This window comes from Lysobacter avium (assembly GCF_015209745.1).
GTDB lineage: Bacteria > Pseudomonadota > Gammaproteobacteria > Xanthomonadales > Xanthomonadaceae > Novilysobacter > Novilysobacter avium.
The window spans coordinates 735,709-750,729 of sequence record NZ_CP063657.1; the positions used below are offsets into that span (position 1 = coordinate 735,709).

The following is a 15,021-nucleotide window of genomic DNA, read 5'->3' on the forward strand; positions in this document are numbered from 1 at the left end:
GGAACCGGCGACAATGGGCGACTGCCCTGCAGCGAGTCTGCAAGGGCCGCCCCCCATTCCTGGATCCGCCATGCCCACGCCCAGCCGTCGCGACCTCGCCAACGCCATCCGTTTCCTCGCCATCGACGCCGTCCAGGCGGCCAACTCCGGCCACCCGGGCATGCCGATGGGCATGGCCGACATCGCCGAGGTGCTCTGGAACGACTACCTGAGCCACAACCCGGCCAACCCCGGCTGGTTCAACCGCGACCGCTTCGTGCTGTCCAACGGCCACGGCTCGATGCTGCAGTACGCGCTGCTGCACCTGTCGGGCTATGACCTCTCGATCGAGGACCTGAAGCAGTTCCGCCAGCTCGAATCGCGCACGCCGGGCCATCCGGAAAACTTCATGACGCCGGGCGTGGAAACGACCACCGGTCCGCTGGGCCAGGGTCTGGCCAACGCGGTCGGCATGGCGCTGGCGGAGAAACTGCTCGCGCAGCGCTTCAACCGTCCCGAACACGCCATCGTCGACCACCGCACCTGGGTGTTCATGGGCGACGGCTGCCTGATGGAGGGCATCTCGCACGAGGCCGCATCGCTCGCCGGCACCTGGGGACTGAACAAGCTGGTCGCGTTCTGGGACGACAACCACATCAGCATCGACGGCGACACCGCCGGCTGGTTCACCGACGACACGCCGGCGCGCTTCGAGGCGTACGGCTGGAACGTGGTGCGCGGCGTCGACGGTCACGATGCGGACGCGATCAAGCGCGCGATTGACGAGGCGCTGTTGAGCAGCGACAAGCCGACCCTGCTGTGCTGCCGCACCACGATTGGTTATGGCTCGCCCAAGAAGGCCGGCAGCGAGTCCAGCCACGGCTCGCCGCTGGGCGCCGATGAAATCGTCGCCACCCGCAAGGCGCTGGGCTGGGAGCACGGCGCGTTCGAGATCCCGGACGAGATCTACGAGGGCTGGCGCGTCGGCGGCGTCGGCAGGTTCCGCGAGGATCAGTGGAACGAGGCGTTCGACAACTACGCGACCCGTTTCCCCCTCGAGGCCGCGGAGCTGGTCCGCCGCTCGCACGGCGAACTGCCCGACGATTTCGCCGAGGCCGCCGATGCGTTCATCGCCAAGCTGCAGGCCGACGGCCCGGTGATCGCTTCGCGCAAGGCCTCGCAGAACGCGATCGAGGCGTTTGCGCCACACCTGCCCGAGCTGGTCGGTGGTTCAGCGGATCTGGCCGGTTCCAACCTGACCCTGTGGAGCGGCAGCAAGTCGGTCACCGGCGATGACCGCGACGCCAACTACATCTATTACGGTGTGCGCGAGTTCGCGATGACCGCGATCAGCAACGGCCTGAGCGTGCATGGCGGCTTCATCCCGTACGACGCGACCTTCCTGGTGTTCAGCGACTACGCGCGCAACGCGGTACGCATGAGCGCGCTGATGGGCGCGCGCGCCATCCACGTCTACACCCATGACTCCATTGGCCTGGGCGAGGACGGACCGACCCACCAGCCGATCGAGCACCTGGCCAGCCTGCGCTACATCCCCAACAACGATGTCTGGCGCCCCTGCGATGCGGTGGAATCGGCGGTCGCGTGGAAGGCGGCGATCGAGCGCGCCGACGGTCCCAGCTGCCTCGTTTTCTCGCGTCAGAACCTGGACCACCAGCCGCGCGACAACGCCCAGCTGGGCGACATTGCCCGCGGCGGTTATGTGCTGCGCGACGGCGGCGCCGACCCGGAGCTGATCCTGATCGCGACCGGTTCGGAAGTCGGCCTGGCGATGAAGGCGGCCGAGGAGCTGGGCGACGCGGTGCGCGTGGTGTCCATGCCCTCCACCGACGTCTTCGACCGCCAGGACGAGGAGTACCGCGAATCGGTGCTGCCGCGCGGCTGCCGCAAACGCGTGGCGATCGAGGCCGGGGTATCGGACTTCTGGGCCAAGTATGTCGGCCTGGATGGCGCGGTGATCGGCATCGACACCTTCGGCGCGAGCGCACCGGCGGACAAGCTGTTCCCGCACTTCGGATTCACCGTCGACCACGTGGTACGGGCGGCGCGCGCGCTGGGCTGAGGTCTGCCACGGGTACCGGGCGCCACTTGCGCGGTCCTACAACCCGTCGGCAGGCGATTCCAGTTGCAATGGCGTGCAAAGATAACGGCGACCGCCGGCACCTGCCGGGGGCAGGCGGCCGCCGCGGATGTTCACCTGCAGCGAGGGATACAGCAGCTTGGGCGCGGCGAGACCGGCATCGCGCTCGGAGCGGACCTTGCGGAACGCCTCCAGCGAGGTGTCTGCTGAAAGCAACCGGTTGTCGCGGCGCGATTCCTCCACGGTGACGCTGGCACGTCGCTCGCGTCCTTCCGGTGGGTAGTCGTGGCACAGCCAGAGAGCGGTATCTCCCGGCAGCGCGTGCAGGCGGGTGATGGAGGCATACAACTGGTCGATGCTGCCGCCGGGAAAATCGCAGCGCGCGGTGCCCAGGTCGGGTGCAAACAGCGTATCGCCTACGAACACGTTGTCGCCGATGCGATAGCTCAGGCTGTCGGCGGTGTGTCCGGGCGTGGCCATCACCTGGATCGACAGCGCGCCGGCGCTGACCACTTCTCCGTCGGCGAGCAACCGATCGAACGCGTCGGCCAGCGCCGGGTCCTTGCGGTCCATTCCGAACACGGACGAGAAGTGATCCTGCACCGAGGCGATGCCGCTGCCGATGGCGACGGGCACGTCCAGCCGGGCGCGCAGGAACGCGGCCGAGCTCAGGTGGTCCGCGTGGGCATGGGTCTCGAGGATGAAATGCACGCGCAGATCGTAGGCGGCAATGAACTCGAGCACGTCGCGCGCTGAATCGGTCCGGATCCGGCCCGAGCGCTGCTCGTAGTCGAGCACCGGATCAATCACCACCGCATCGCGGCCCTCATGGACGACGTAGGTCCAGGTTCCGGTCGACTCGTGGAAAAACGGTTCCACCTGTGGCTTGGAAGTCATCGGCTCTCTCCGTTTGGGGCGGCGTCCACGGCGCAGAAGATCCCGTGCAGGGTGTCGATAATCTGCCGTGCGGGGCCGTCGCTGAGCGAGTAATAGATGGTTTGCGCGTCACGACGGGTGTGCACCAGCCCGTCCGCGCGCAGAAGCGCGAGGTGTTGCGACAACGCCGACTGGCTCAGGTCGAGCTGGTTGTTGAGCTCGCTGACCGATTGCTCGCCGGCAACCAGCATGCACAGCAGCATCAGGCGGTTCTCGTTGCCGAGGGCCTTCAACAGCCGCACCGCGTCGCCTGCGTGGCTGCGCATCGCTTCCGGATCGATCGCGGCCATGGACTCGGTAGCCTGGGGCATTCGTGCCGCGCGCATCGATTGCTGACTCAACGCGTCGTCACCGGCAGGCCGGCGTCGGTCCATCCGGTGATGCCGCCGCTGATCGAGCGCACGTCGGTGAAACCCATGCGCTGCAGGCTCACTGCCGACAACGCGGCACGGCCGCCGGTCCGGCAATACACCACGATCGGGCAGGACTTGGAGGACAGCGCCGGGTCGCTGACAGTGGCGACGGCGGGGTGGGCGTCGACCTGGAATTCGAGCACTCCGCGCGGAATGTTGATTGCGTCCTCGATGTGGCCGGTCTGGTACTCGGCTGGTTCACGGACGTCGATCAGCACCGCGCTGCCCCGATTGGCGGCCAGATCGCTCGGTGCGACTTCACGGATCTGCTTGCGTGCTTCTTCCACAAGCTGGTTGGCGGTCACATGCATGACAGGACTCCTGGGGATGGGAGGCCATTGTATCACTTGACGCTAATATAAGTAAAAGCTAATGTAATGACATGGCCGCCGCCGTGGGCGCCCGCCCGGGCCGGATCGAGAAGGAGAGACCGATGAGCATCGAACGTGCCGTTTCCGCATTCGCCGGCGTGATGATTCTGATCAGCGTGCTGCTGACCCAGCTGGTATCGCCACACTGGTGGTGGCTCACCGCATTCATCGGCTTCAACCTGCTGCAGTCCAGCTTCACCGGGTTCTGCCCGGCCGCGATGGTCATGCGCAAGCTTGGCGTCGGCAGGAATGCCGGGGGCGAGAGTTGCCCACGTTGAGCCGGCTGGCGACCAGCCACGCCCGGCGCGTCAGCATGGTGTTTGCCAGCGCGATGCTGGCAACACTGGCGGCGTGCGGCGGAGAGTCGGCGAATCCGGAGCGCGCAAAGCTGCCCGAGCTGCCGACGTTCACCGTCGCCGCTGACGGTGACGGTGCCAGCCGCAGCTGGGACGGCGTCGTGGAAGCCGTGCAGCAGGCGGAGCTGACCGCGCAGACCGCCGGACGTGTCACTGCAGTCAATGTCGACATCAATGATCGGGTGGCCGCCGGTGACGTGCTGTTGCGCCTGACCGCGGTGGAGCAGCAGGCGGGGGCGAACACCGCGCGAGCGCAGTTGCGTGCCGCCGAGGCCGCAGTTGCCGAGGCCACTGCCAGTTACCGGCGCCATGCCGCATTGGCCGATGACCAGTTCGTGTCCAAAGCGCAACTGGACCAGGTGCGGGCCGCGCGCGACAGCGCGGTGGCGGCACGGGATTCCGCGCGCGCGCAACTCGCCCAGGCGGGCCAGCAAACCGAATACACCGTGGTACGGGCGCCCTTTGCGGGCGTGGTCGACGCGCGTCGGGTGGAACCGGGCGAGAGCGTTGCTCCCGGCCAGCCATTGCTGGCGATCCATGCCCCGGGGGCGCTGCGGATCCAGGTCCAGGTGCCACAGTCCGACGCCGCAGCGATCCGCGCCGCCGGACGTGCCCAGGTGCAGCTCGCCGATGGCCGGGCGGTCGATGCGGCTGACGTGGCCGTTTACCCGGCCGCCGATCCACTCACCCACAGCGTGGGGGTGCGGGTGACGCTGCCGGAACTGGACGATGCGCCAACGCCCGGGGTGACGGCCAAGGTGGTCTTCCCCATCGCCGGCGCGAAGGGCGCGGCACCCATCAGCATTCCCCGATCGGCAATCGCCCAGCGCGGCGAACTCAGCATCGTGTACGTGCTCTCGGGCGACCGGCTTGTGCTGCGTCAGTTGCGTCTCGGGCGCCGCAGCAGTGAGAGCGTCGAGATCCTGGCCGGGTTGAAGGTGGGCGACGAGGTCGTGTCCGACCCGACCCGGGCGGTACAGGCCGTCGCGGCACAGCGCCGCGCCGACGGGGGCTCCAATGACTGACGACGCTTCCCTCGCGCCGGCGAGGCTGGGCCTGTCGGGCTGGCTTGCCGCGAAGTTCCAGGCCAATCCGCTGACGCCGATCCTGGCGATCCTCGGCCTGTTGCTGGGCGTGGTCGCGGTGATGATCACGCCCAAGGAGGAAGAGCCGCAGATCGACGTCACCATGGCCAACGTGTTCGTGCCGTTCACTGGTGCCAGCGCGCGCGATGTCGAGCAGCTGGTCAGCTCGCCGCTGGAACAGAAGCTTTCCGAGATCGAGGGCGTCAAGCACGTCTACTCGATCAGTCGCCCGGGCATGGCGGTGCTGACGGTCGAATACACCGTCGGCGTCGAGCGCCAGGCTGCGATCGTGCGCCTCTACAACCAGGTGTTCTCCAACCAGGACTGGCTGCCACCGGGCCTGGGTGTCGGCCAGCCACTGATCAAGCCCAAGGGCATCGACGACGTCCCGGTGATGGCGCTGACGGTGTGGACCGACGATCCCGACCGCAGCGCGACCGACCTGGCCGAGGTGGCCCACACCCTGGAAACCGAACTCAAGCGGGTGCCCGGCACACGCGACGTCTACACCTTGGGCGCGCCCGATCGCGTGGTCGCCGTCACGCTCGACCCCGCCAGCCTGTCTGCCTACGGCCTGACGGTGAATGACCTGGTGCAGTCCCTGCAGGCGGCCAACGCGGTGCGCCATGTCGGCGAGCGCGTCGGCGCGGACGGGGCGATTCCGGTGACCTCAGGCGAGTTCCTCGTGGACGCCGATGCGGTTGCCGGGCTGGTGGTCGGGCTGCGTGACGGCAACCCCTTGCGCCTGTCGGACGTCGCTACGATCCATGCCGGCGGCGACGTCGCCAGCCGCTACGCGTGGCATGGCAGTCCGGCTGGCAAGGACGGTCCAGCGAGCGGGATCGTGCCTGCGGTGACCATCGCCATTGCCAAGAAGCCCGGCAGCAACGCCTCCGACATCACCAACGGCATCATCAAGCGGATTGCCCAGCTCGAGGGCGAGGTGATCCCGCAGGGCGTGAACGTCAGTGTCACCCGCGACTACGGCCGCACCGCCAACGACAAGGCGCAGAAGCTGATCCAGAAACTGGTGTTTGCCACTGGCTCGGTGGTGTTGCTGATCCTGTTCGTGCTCGGCTGGCGCGAGGCGCTGGTGGTGGGCAGCGCGGTCGTGCTGACCCTCGCCCTGACCCTGTTCGCGTCGTGGGCGATGGGGTTCACCCTCAACCGGGTGTCGCTGTTCGCGCTGATCTTCTCCATCGGCATCCTGGTCGATGACGCCATCGTGGTGGTGGAAAACATCCACCGCCACATGGCGCTGCCGGGCGCGGACGGCAAGCCGCGAACGTTGTTCCAGGCCATCCCGCCGGCGGTCGACGAGGTCGGTGGCCCGACCATCCTGGCCACCTTCACCGTCATCGCCGCGTTGATGCCGATGGCGTTCGTGTCGGGACTGATGGGGCCCTACATGCGTCCGATCCCGATCAATGCCTCGGTCGGCATGTTCCTGTCGCTGGCGATCGCGCTGATCGTGACCCCATGGCTGTCGCTGAAGCTGCTGCGCCGGCACGCACCGGATGCGCGCGATGTCGCGGCGGCCGGCACTGGCGCAACCCCTGCGCTTGAGCCGGAGACCTTCCTGCACCGCTGGTTCGGCACACTGATGAACCCCTTTCTGGACCCGCATCGGGGCGGCGGCCGGCGCGGCTGGCTGTTTGGCGGCATGGCATTGCTGGTATTGGCAGCGGCATCGCTGGCCGTCTTCCAGCTGGTAGTGATGAAGATGCTGCCGTTCGACAACAAGTCCGAATTCCAGGTCGTGGTCGACATGCCCGAGGGGCGGACCCTGGAGGACACCAACGCCGTGCTGGTGGAACTGGCGGCCACCCTGGACGACGTGCCCGAAGTGCTCGATTACCAGGGCTACGCCGGCACCTCTGCGCCGATGAACTTCAACGGGCTGGTGCGCCAGTATTTCCTGCGCAGCGGCAGCAATGTCGGTGACCTCCAGGTCAATCTGGTGGACAAGCACGAGCGCAAACGCCAGAGCCACGAGATCGCCCGAGCGCTGCGACCGGAGCTGGCCGCCATCGGCGAGCAGCACGGCGCGTCGGTCAAGGTCGTTGAAGTGCCTCCGGGGCCGCCGGTGCTTTCGCCGCTGGTCGCCGAGGTCTACGGACCGGACTACCAGCGCAGCCGTGAGATTGCATTGGCACTGGCGCAGCGCTTCCGCGCCACCACGGGCGTGGTCGATGTGGATACCACTGTTGAAAGCGATGCGCCGCGCGAGACGCTTGTGATCGACCGCGCCCGCGCCGCTCGCCTGGGCGTCCCCCAGTCGGCGATTGCCGACGCGCTGCAGGCCACGGTCAGCGGCATCGACGCGACCTGGGTCCACGACGGCGCGTCCAAGTATCCGCGGCCGGTGCGCCTGCGCCTGCCGGCTTCCGAGCAGGCGGACGTGGGTCGCCTGCTGGCGCTGCAAGTCCGCGGCGGCGAAGGCCAACTGGTGCCGCTGTCGGAGCTGGTGAGCGTGCGCACAGACCAGTGGGATGGTGCGATCCACCACAAGGACCTGCTGCCGGTGGTGTACGTGACCGGTGACGAGGCGGGCAAGCTCGACAGCCCCCTGTATGGGATGTTCGACCTGGTCGGTCAGCTCAACCGCGATGAGGTGGATGGTCAGCACCTCGCACAGACCTTCATCTCGCAGCCGCCGGATACCAGCGATTTTGCGATCAAGTGGGACGGCGAGTGGCAGATCACCTACGAGACCTTCCGCGACATGGGCATCGCCTACGCCGCCGGCATGGTGCTGATCTACCTGCTGGTGGTCGCGCAATTCCGCAGCTATCTGGTGCCGCTGGTGATCATGGCGCCCATTCCGCTGACCGTGATCGGCGTGATGCCCGGCCATGCCATCCTGGGCGCCCAGTTCACCGCGACCTCGATGATCGGCATGATCGCGTTGGCCGGCATCATCGTGCGCAACTCGATCCTGCTGGTGGATTTCATCAACCACTCGATGCACGGGGGGCGCTCGGTCGAGCAGGCCGTGGTGGATGCCTGCGCGGTGCGTGCAAAACCCATCCTGCTTACCGGTGCCGCCGCGATGATGGGAGCGTTCTTCATCCTCGATGACCCGATCTTCAACGGGCTGGCGGTGTCGCTGATCTTCGGCATCCTGGTCAGCACCGCGCTCACGCTGGTGGTGATTCCATTGCTGTACTACACCCTGCTGCATTGGCAGCAGCGAAAGGAGGACCACGCATGATTTCTTCAACCACCGACAACGCACCGGAGGCGGTGCTGGTTGTCTGCCCCCATTGCCATTCACCCAACCGGGTGCCGGACGCTCGACTGGCCGAGGCGCCTTCGTGTGGTCGCTGCCAGAAGCCGCTGTTTGACGGCAAGCCGGTGAGCCTGGGAGTGGATCATTTCACCGCCCACATCAGTCGCGGCGGCCTTCCCGTGCTGGTGGATTTCTGGGCGCCCTGGTGTGGCCCCTGCAAGGTGATGGCGCCGCAGTTCGAGCTCGCCGCCGCCGAGCTGGAGCCGCAGGTGCGCCTGGCCAAGGTCGATACCCAGAGCGAGCCCACCCTGGCCCAGCAGTACGCCATCCGCAGCATTCCCACCCTGGCCCTGTTCAAGGGCGGCCGGGAGCTGGCGCGGCAGGCCGGGGCGATGTCGGCGGCGGACATCGTGCGTTGGACGCGGCAGCACCTGCCGGCGTGAAGCGCGTCGCGCAGACGGGACAGATGGCGGCGATGGGGCCATCATCGACCGATGTTCAGCGAGGACGAATTGAAATGAAGCAGCCGTTTTGCAATGCCGTGGCGTTCCGGGCCGTCACCATCGCCGTGCTGACGGCGGTTGCGATGAGCGCCTGCGGTTACGGCGATCGTGTCGACGCGGCGGACGCTGCCGTACCGGTCCAGGCGTCCGCGAATGCGGGCGACACCACTGCGGATCCGAACGACGCGGTTTCCACCGACGCGACACCCGATGCGCCGTCACTGGAGGCGGCGATTTCCGGCCTGCACCAGCCGCGTCCCGGCCTCTACACCGCAGGCCAACCGGAGGACACGGCGTGGCAGGCGACCGCCGAAGACGGCGTCACCAAGGTGATCAACCTCCGGCCGGCGGCCGAGATGGGCGAGCGCGACGAGGCGACCGAGGTCGCCGCCGCCGGGATGGCCTATCACCAGCTTCCGGTCGCCGGCGCCGGGGACATCAGCATGGCCAACGCCATCGAACTGCGACGCCTGATCGATGAGTCGCCTGGTCCAGTGCTGGTGCACTGTGCGTCCGGCAACCGGGTCGGCGCGTTGCTCGCGCTGGGGGAAGTGGAGCGCGGCGCTGTCACAGCCGAGCAGGCGTTGGCCTTTGGCCGCAGCGCCGGACTGGCCAGCCTGGAGCCGCGCGTGCGCGAAGTGATCGAAATCACCCACGCGGAAGCCTGCAAGGCCGACGCCAGTTGCTGATGCGTCTCCCGTCCGCGGACGACTTGGCGAAAGCTAGCGCGCCGCCGGATTGAAGATCTCGTTGAGCACGATCGCCAGGCGTGCGCCACCCAGACGCAGTTGCTGCTCGGCTACGGGCAGCGAGGACTGCACGTAGTCATCACTGATCTTGCGATCCTGCGGATAGAATCCCGGCTCGACAACGATCGTGCAGGACTGCTCCGCCCATGTCGCGGCGCGGGCGATCAGCGGCTCGGGCTTCAACTCCACGGTCGGTGAATCCAGGGGTGCGGCGCGCAGCCGCTCCAGATATTGCGCGTCATCCAGCCTGTTCGTGCCCAGCAGACCGCTGTCCCACAGCTGGTGCAGGTTGCTGCCCTTGCCGTTGAGATTGACCTGATAGGTGTTGCCGCCCTTGTCTTCGGCATGGCCCGCGTGCAGCGGCTGGTGGATGTCGCCGACAAAGTGCACCAGGAACTTCAGGGCCTGCGTGCGGGTGGCCAACGGCAGGCTCTCGTCTGCCAGCAGCGCCGCCTGGGCCGGGATCGCTGCGACCACGCAATTGCCCGCGGGGCAGTCGCGCGGCGCGTCATAGACACACTGGTCGCCGCCGATGTTGACGTAATGCCACGCCGCGCTCAGCCGTCCCAGGTCGGGATCGGAGGAGCGCAGGCGGTCGGCCCAGTTGGCGACGCCGGGCAGGGTGGGTTCGGGCTCGTCGTGCAGCAGCGGCGTGATCCGCGCCTGCGATTGCGGGGTGAGTTGTTCCCAGGCCAGTTCGGCGACCAGACGGTGGCCCTGCGGTCCCCACGCAGAGGCTATCGAGGGTGCAAGGAGAGCGAGGGTGACGATACCGGTACGGAGGGTGCGGGACGCGAAAGATGTATTCATGGGCGACAGGATATCTGCAGTGGAACGGAAGGGCCGCCATGCCGCCTCGCCGACAGCCGCGCGGCCCGGTTAGCCGAAGTCGCGCTTTCGCTGCAACGGCCGGCTCCAGCGCGAATGGGCTAAAATGGGGGGCTTTATTCCCACACGTGCCCGTCAGGAGCCCTGCAATGGCGATCAAGGTTGGTATCAACGGTTTTGGCCGTATCGGACGCAACGTCCTACGTTCGGCGATTGAGAATTTCGGCGACGACATCGAAGTGGTCGCGATCAACGACCTGCTGGAGCCGGATTACCTGGCCTACATGCTGCAGTACGACTCCGTCCATGGCCGCTTCAAGGGCGACGTGAAAGTCGACGGCGAGAACATCGTGGTCAACGGCAAGACGATCCGCCTGACCCAGGAGCGTGACCCGGCCAACCTGAAGTGGGGCGAGGTCGACGTGGACGTGGTGATCGAATCCACCGGCCTGTTCCTGACCAAGGAAACCGCGCAGAAGCACATCGACGCAGGTGCGAAAAAGGTGATCCTCTCGGCGCCGTCCAAGGACGACACGCCGATGTTCGTCTTCGGCGTGAACGACAAGACCTACAAGGGCGAGGCGATCATCTCCAACGCCTCGTGCACCACCAACTGCCTGGCCCCGGTGGCCAAGGTGCTCAACGACAAGTGGGGCATCAAGCGTGGCCTGATGACCACCGTGCACGCGGCGACCGCGAGCCAGAAGGTGGTCGACGGCCCGTCCAACAAGGACTGGCGCGGCGGCCGCGGCATCCTGGAGAACATCATCCCGTCCTCCACCGGTGCGGCCAAGGCCGTCGGCGTGGTCATCCCCGAGCTCAACAAGAAGCTGACCGGCATGAGCTTCCGCGTGCCGACCTCCGACGTGTCGGTGGTCGACCTCACCGTCGAGCTGGAGAAGGGTGCGACGTACGAGGAGATCTGCGCGGAGATGAAGTCGCAGTCCGAAGGCGCGCTGAAGGGCATCCTGGGCTACACGACCGACATGGTCGTCGCCACCGATTTCCGGGGCGATACGCGTACCTCGATCTTCGATGCCGGCGCTGGCATCGCGATGGACGACACCTTCGTCAAGCTGGTCGCCTGGTACGACAACGAGTGGGGCTACTCGAACAAGTGTCTGGAGATGGTCAAGGTGGTAGCGAAGTAAGCCGCCGCACAGCCGTTTTCTGAAATAAAAAGCCGGGCATCGCGCCCGGCTTTTTTTGTGCCTGCAAAATCCTGCGCGCAGACCCCTGTACTCGGAGTCCGGCGCGACGCGGCGGCACCCAGCGGTTTTTTGCGACTACCACTCGCGCTTCAGCAGCGGCAGCTTGTTGGGCACGCCATCCCACTTCTCGGCATCCTCCAGCGGCTCTTTCTTGCGGTCGATCACCGGCCACAGCGGCGCCAGTTCGGCGTTGATGGCGAGGAAATGCTCCTGGCCGAGCGGTACATCGTCCTCGGGATAGATCGCGCCGACGGGGCATTCGTCAACGCACAGGGTGCAGTCGATGCATTCGTCCGGGTCGATGACGAGGAAGTTGGGTCCCTCGTGGAAACAGTCGACCGGACATACCTCGACGCAATCGGTGTGTTTGCAGTTGATGCAGTTTTCAGTAACGACGTGGGTCATGGGGTGTTCCAATCGTGTTGCTTCCGGCAGCGCCATTGTCTCGCGGATCGAACATTGCTGCCCCTGACATGGATCAAGGCGACGCGGAGCCCGTGTGCGGACAATTGTCGCCATTACCCCACCATATGGAGTCAGTACCAATGATCCACAAGCTTTCCGCTGTTGCCCTGCTTGCCGTTGCCGGCGCGTTCGCCCTCCCGGCGGTTGCCGCGGACTGCGCCACCACGGTCGACAGCACCGACGCCATGCAGTTCACGACCAAGAGCCTGGAAGTGCCCGCGTCGTGCAAGGAGTTCAAGGTCACCCTGAAGCACGTGGGCAAGCTGCCCAAGAACGTGATGGGCCACAACTTCGTGCTCAGCAAGCCCGCTGACGTCAACGCCATCAACGCCGATGGCATGAAGGCCGGGGCCGATGCGGACTACGTCAAGGCCGGCGACTCACGCGTGATTGCGGCCAGCAAGCTGATCGGCGGTGGCGAGTCGACCTCCGTCACCATCCCGGTGGCCAAGCTCACGGCGGGCGAGGACTACACCTACTTCTGCTCGTTCCCCGGGCACGCTGCCCTGATGAAGGGCACCTTGACTCTGGCCAAGTAAACCACCATCTGTAACAAGGGCGGCCCGGGCGGTCGCCCTTTTCCGTTTCAGGGATCCAGCCACCGCACATGTCACGCGAAACCACCCAACTCACCGAGCAGCAGTTATCCGACCTGGTCGATCGCTTCTACGACAGGATCCAGGTTCATCCCACGCTGGGACCGGTGTTCAACGCCGCCGTGGACGACTGGCCGGCACACAAGCAACTGCTGACCTCGTTCTGGTCGTCGGTCGCCCTGGGTACGCGCAGCTATCGCGGCAACCCGATGGCGCAACACCGCGGCCACGACATCCATGCCGGTCATTTCGATGAGTGGTTGGCGCTGTGGCGCGAAACCGCGGATGAAGTCCTCGACGCCGAACATGCCGCCCTGGTCCACGAGTACGCCAAACGCATCGGCCGCAGCCTGAAGTACGGGCTGGGCCTGCAGGAAGGCGTGCGATCACTCGAGCTGCCGATCGTCGGAGGCTGAGCCACACCCGCCCTGTCCCACAGGGCCGGAATGCAAACGCGGCCCTGCGACGGACTCACGGGTTGCTGCACGTTGTGGCGTCCGCCCCGCCTGCAGACAGCAGCGGTGACACCGGCGTGGGCTCGCCCTCGGCATTCAGCGCGACCATCGTGAAGCGTCCCCGGGTCGCCAGCAGCGCCTCCCCCGAGTGCAGGTCCTCGCTGTGCATTTCCACTTCGACCTGCAGCGACGTGCGTCCGGTTGCCACGATCCGGGCGACCAGTTGAACCAGCGCGCCCTGGTTGACCGCGGTATGGAAATCGACCTGCTCGGAGCGGGCGGTGACCACCGTGCAGCGGGCGTAGCGTGAAGCAGCGATAAAGGCGGCCTTGTCCATCCAGGCCAGTGCCTGGCCGCCGAACAGCGTGCCCAGGTGGTTGGTGTGGTCGGGGAAGACGATCTCGGTCATGCGCGCTTGGGTGGCGGGCCTGGTCGCGAAGTCGCCGGGCTGTGAACCCGGGAGCGAAGGGTTGGCGGCATCCCTGCCGCCGATCGGGTCGGTCCGTCTCCCCCTGTGGACTCCGCCACCTGTCGATGACCGTCCTGTCATCCCGTGGCTCCCTGCCGGTCCCGGCATTCCCTCGCCGGACGGCGCCTCCCTGTCGCCGATGCCGGCCCCATCCGTGGGGCGCGCGCATTCGTGGATCTTGTCGATGACTCTGGCATGAGGTTTGTGAAATGCATGGACAGAAGTCTCAAAATGCGGCGTCGAACGCCACCTCGCCCTCAACACCGACCTGATAGGCCGAGACGCGACGTTCGAAAAAATTGGTGACTTCCTGCACATCCTGCAGGTCCATGAAGCCGAACGGATTGGTCGCGCCAAAGTGCCGCGGCATGCCGAGCTGGCCCAGCCGCTGGTCGGCGCAGTACTCCAGGTATTGGCGCATGTCCCTCAGCGACAGCCCGGCCACGCCGCCCGACAGTGTGTCGCAGGCGAACTGCATCTCGCACTCCACCGCTTCGGTGAGCATCTGCACCACCTCGTCCTGCAGGGCCTCATCGAACAGGTCGGGCTCCTCCTTGCGGACGGTGCGGATGACCTCGAAGGCGAACGCCATGTGGCAACTCTCGTCGCGGAACACCCAGTTGGTGCCCGAGGCCAGGCCGTGCAGCAGTCCGCGCGAGCGCAGGTAGTAGACGTAGGCGAAGGCGCCGAAGAAAAACAGGCCCTCGATGCAGGCGGCGAAGCAGATCAGGTTGAGCAGGAACTGGCGCCGCTGCGCACGTGTCTCGATGCGCTTGAGGTCCTGGATGGAGTCGATCCACTTGAAGCAGAACTCGGCCTTGGCGCGGATGGAGGGGATATTCTCCACCGCCGCAAACGCCTGCGTGCGGGCCTTGTCGTCGGGCAGGTAGGTGTCCAGCAGGGTGAGGTAGAACTGCACGTGCAGCGCCTCCTCATACAGCTGGCGTGAGAGGTACATGCGCGCTTCGGGCGCGTTGATGTGCTGGTAGAGGTTGAGCACCAGGTTGTTGGCGACGATCGAATCGCCGGTCGCGAAGAACGCGACCAGTCGCTCGACCAGATGGCGCTCGGCCGGTCCGAGCTTGCCGCGCAGGTCGTTGACGTCCAGCGAGAAGTCGACTTCCTCCACCGTCCAGGTGTTGCGGATCGCATCGCGGTACATCGCGTAGAACTGCGGGTAGCGCATCGGGCGCAGGGTGAGGTCGAAACCGGGGTCGAGCAGGTGTTGGGTGGTCATGCGGATTCCTTGCAGATGCGGGGGGTGCGACCTGG

The 15,021-nt window shown here is 66.4% G+C and carries 16 protein-coding genes; 9 read left to right on the top strand and 7 right to left on the bottom strand.

Annotated features, from left to right (window positions below; all coding sequences use genetic code 11):
- The first annotated feature begins 70 nt into the window (after positions 1–70).
- A complete protein-coding gene (tkt, locus tag INQ42_RS03285; RefSeq protein ID WP_194035122.1) occupies positions 71–2,062 on the top strand; it encodes a transketolase in 1,992 nt (663 codons plus the stop codon).
- A gap of 36 nt (positions 2,063–2,098) precedes the next feature.
- On the opposite strand, the gene INQ42_RS03290 is transcribed toward tkt, so the two are convergent.
- The 3 genes from INQ42_RS03290 to INQ42_RS03300 are packed head-to-tail and all read right to left on the bottom strand — an operon-like array spanning position 2,099 to position 3,740.
- Positions 2,099–2,977: an MBL fold metallo-hydrolase gene (locus tag INQ42_RS03290; protein WP_194035123.1), complete on the bottom strand. Its 879-nt coding sequence runs from the start codon at positions 2,975–2,977 to the stop codon at positions 2,099–2,101.
- Complete coding sequence (locus tag INQ42_RS03295) at positions 2,974–3,306, bottom strand: ArsR/SmtB family transcription factor (RefSeq protein ID WP_228064421.1); 333 nt, start codon at positions 3,304–3,306, stop codon at positions 2,974–2,976. Before INQ42_RS03295 ends, INQ42_RS03290 begins: the two co-directional genes overlap by 4 nt.
- Before the next feature lie 47 nt (positions 3,307–3,353).
- Entirely contained in the window at positions 3,354–3,740 is a 387-nt protein-coding gene (locus INQ42_RS03300; RefSeq protein WP_194035125.1) for a rhodanese-like domain-containing protein, read from the bottom strand.
- A gap of 122 nt (positions 3,741–3,862) precedes the next feature.
- Between INQ42_RS03300 and INQ42_RS03305 the strand changes: the two genes are divergently transcribed.
- The 5 genes from INQ42_RS03305 (at position 3,863) to INQ42_RS03325 (ending at position 9,665) form a co-directional block, all read left to right on the top strand.
- A complete protein-coding gene (locus INQ42_RS03305) occupies positions 3,863–4,078 on the top strand; it encodes a YgaP family membrane protein (protein WP_194035126.1) in 216 nt (71 codons plus the stop codon).
- Positions 4,075–5,181, top strand: a complete 1,107-nt coding sequence (locus tag INQ42_RS03310) for an efflux RND transporter periplasmic adaptor subunit (RefSeq protein ID WP_194035127.1) — start codon at positions 4,075–4,077, stop codon at positions 5,179–5,181. Before INQ42_RS03305 ends, INQ42_RS03310 begins: the two co-directional genes overlap by 4 nt.
- Positions 5,174–8,455 (top strand): efflux RND transporter permease subunit, encoded by a 3,282-nt coding sequence (locus INQ42_RS03315; protein WP_194035128.1) that lies wholly within the window; start codon positions 5,174–5,176, stop codon positions 8,453–8,455. The genes INQ42_RS03310 and INQ42_RS03315 overlap by 8 nt, the downstream gene beginning before the upstream one ends.
- Positions 8,452–8,916: a thioredoxin TrxC gene (gene trxC / locus INQ42_RS03320; protein ID WP_194035129.1), complete on the top strand. Its 465-nt coding sequence runs from the start codon at positions 8,452–8,454 to the stop codon at positions 8,914–8,916. The genes INQ42_RS03315 and trxC overlap by 4 nt, the downstream gene beginning before the upstream one ends.
- 74 nt (positions 8,917–8,990) lie before the next feature.
- Entirely contained in the window at positions 8,991–9,665 is a 675-nt protein-coding gene (locus tag INQ42_RS03325) for a beta-lactamase hydrolase domain-containing protein (RefSeq protein WP_194035130.1), read from the top strand.
- Positions 9,666–9,698: 33 nt separating this feature from the next.
- Here INQ42_RS03325 and INQ42_RS03330 read toward each other — a convergent pair whose 3' ends face one another.
- The gene (locus INQ42_RS03330) at positions 9,699–10,535 is read right to left on the bottom strand and encodes a S1/P1 nuclease (protein ID WP_194035131.1); all 837 of its coding nucleotides are present in this window, start codon (positions 10,533–10,535) and stop codon (positions 9,699–9,701) included.
- A 167-nt stretch (positions 10,536–10,702) separates the two neighbouring features.
- On the opposite strand from INQ42_RS03330, the gene gap reads away from it, so the two are divergent.
- Entirely contained in the window at positions 10,703–11,704 is a 1,002-nt protein-coding gene (gene gap / locus INQ42_RS03335) for a type I glyceraldehyde-3-phosphate dehydrogenase (protein WP_194035132.1), read from the top strand.
- Between the two features lie 135 nt (positions 11,705–11,839).
- On the opposite strand, the gene fdxA is transcribed toward gap, so the two are convergent.
- Positions 11,840–12,169 carry a ferredoxin FdxA gene (fdxA, locus tag INQ42_RS03340; RefSeq protein WP_194035133.1) on the bottom strand — a complete coding sequence of 110 codons (330 nt, stop codon included), beginning with the start codon at positions 12,167–12,169 and terminating at the stop codon, positions 11,840–11,842.
- A gap of 140 nt (positions 12,170–12,309) precedes the next feature.
- Here fdxA and azu point away from each other — a divergent pair, with 140 nt between their 5' ends.
- Positions 12,310–12,768: an azurin gene (azu, locus tag INQ42_RS03345; protein ID WP_194035134.1), complete on the top strand. Its 459-nt coding sequence runs from the start codon at positions 12,310–12,312 to the stop codon at positions 12,766–12,768.
- Between the two features lie 68 nt (positions 12,769–12,836).
- Positions 12,837–13,241, top strand: a complete 405-nt coding sequence (locus INQ42_RS03350; RefSeq protein WP_194035135.1) for a group III truncated hemoglobin — start codon at positions 12,837–12,839, stop codon at positions 13,239–13,241.
- Between the two features lie 55 nt (positions 13,242–13,296).
- Here INQ42_RS03350 and INQ42_RS03355 read toward each other — a convergent pair whose 3' ends face one another.
- Positions 13,297–13,689 carry an acyl-CoA thioesterase gene (locus INQ42_RS03355; RefSeq protein WP_228062607.1) on the bottom strand — a complete coding sequence of 131 codons (393 nt, stop codon included), beginning with the start codon at positions 13,687–13,689 and terminating at the stop codon, positions 13,297–13,299.
- A gap of 286 nt (positions 13,690–13,975) precedes the next feature.
- Positions 13,976–14,986 (bottom strand): ribonucleotide-diphosphate reductase subunit beta, encoded by a 1,011-nt coding sequence (locus INQ42_RS03360; RefSeq protein ID WP_194035137.1) that lies wholly within the window; start codon positions 14,984–14,986, stop codon positions 13,976–13,978.
- Positions 14,987–15,021 lie beyond the last annotated feature (35 nt).

Bases quoted from the DNA above. Each gene is read 5' to 3' on its own strand.
- tkt (WP_194035122.1), top strand. From the start codon at position 71: ATGCCCACGCCCAGCCGTCGCGACCTCGCCAACGCCATCCGTTTCCTC.
- INQ42_RS03290 (WP_194035123.1), bottom strand. From the start codon at position 2,977: ATGACTTCCAAGCCACAGGTGGAACCGTTTTTCCACGAGTCGACCGGA.
- INQ42_RS03295 (WP_228064421.1), bottom strand. From the start codon at position 3,306: ATGGCCGCGATCGATCCGGAAGCGATGCGCAGCCACGCAGGCGACGCG.
- INQ42_RS03300 (WP_194035125.1), bottom strand. From the start codon at position 3,740: ATGCATGTGACCGCCAACCAGCTTGTGGAAGAAGCACGCAAGCAGATC.
- INQ42_RS03305 (WP_194035126.1), top strand. From the start codon at position 3,863: ATGAGCATCGAACGTGCCGTTTCCGCATTCGCCGGCGTGATGATTCTG.
- INQ42_RS03315 (WP_194035128.1), top strand. From the start codon at position 5,174: ATGACTGACGACGCTTCCCTCGCGCCGGCGAGGCTGGGCCTGTCGGGC.
- trxC (WP_194035129.1), top strand. From the start codon at position 8,452: ATGATTTCTTCAACCACCGACAACGCACCGGAGGCGGTGCTGGTTGTC.
- INQ42_RS03325 (WP_194035130.1), top strand. From the start codon at position 8,991: ATGAAGCAGCCGTTTTGCAATGCCGTGGCGTTCCGGGCCGTCACCATC.
- INQ42_RS03330 (WP_194035131.1), bottom strand. From the start codon at position 10,535: ATGAATACATCTTTCGCGTCCCGCACCCTCCGTACCGGTATCGTCACC.
- gap (WP_194035132.1), top strand. From the start codon at position 10,703: ATGGCGATCAAGGTTGGTATCAACGGTTTTGGCCGTATCGGACGCAAC.
- fdxA (WP_194035133.1), bottom strand. From the start codon at position 12,169: ATGACCCACGTCGTTACTGAAAACTGCATCAACTGCAAACACACCGAT.
- azu (WP_194035134.1), top strand. From the start codon at position 12,310: ATGATCCACAAGCTTTCCGCTGTTGCCCTGCTTGCCGTTGCCGGCGCG.
- INQ42_RS03350 (WP_194035135.1), top strand. From the start codon at position 12,837: ATGTCACGCGAAACCACCCAACTCACCGAGCAGCAGTTATCCGACCTG.
- INQ42_RS03355 (WP_228062607.1), bottom strand. From the start codon at position 13,689: ATGACCGAGATCGTCTTCCCCGACCACACCAACCACCTGGGCACGCTG.
- INQ42_RS03360 (WP_194035137.1), bottom strand. From the start codon at position 14,986: ATGACCACCCAACACCTGCTCGACCCCGGTTTCGACCTCACCCTGCGC.